General features: G+C 74.8%; 1 protein-coding gene. It reads right to left on the reverse strand.

All coding sequences use genetic code 11. The features are described 5' to 3' along the window. On the reverse strand, positions 1–465 hold a 465-nt coding region (locus tag J1M41_RS11755; protein WP_206451814.1), incomplete at both ends, for a hypothetical protein.

The raw sequence follows: 465 nt of genomic DNA on the forward strand, positions 1-465 counted from the left end.
GGTCCTGGCGCATCATGCCGTGGGCCCAGCCGCTGAGGTCCCATCCGAGGTAGCCGGGGCGGCCGCCGGCGAGCAGGCGCAGGGGACCGAGGCGGCGGTGACGGTGGGCGGTGCGGGTCAGCTCGGCGAGGACTCCGGCGGGGACGTGGGTGTCCAGGCATCGGCAGGTGATCAGCACGTCCGGGTCGATCAGCGCGGGGTCCACCACGGGCGGGCGGACGGTGGCGGCGATGTTGGGTAGGCGCAGGGTCGAGTCGGCCAGGTGGAGGTAGACCAGATCGTCGTCGGCCTCCACGGCCACCGGGTGCAGGGTGCGCTCGGGCAGGGCGCGCAGGGTCTTGATGAGGTGGTGGGCCTGGTCGGCGCGCAGCATGGCCCCAGACTCGAGGGGGCCGGTGCTGACGTCGAGGGCGCGGGCGCCGGCGCGGGAGGTGTGGGTGCCATCGGAGCCGGTCAGCTCCAGGC

It is taken from the genome of Micrococcus sp. KRD096 (assembly GCF_017168495.1).
Lineage (GTDB): Bacteria > Actinomycetota > Actinomycetes > Actinomycetales > Micrococcaceae > Micrococcus > Micrococcus luteus.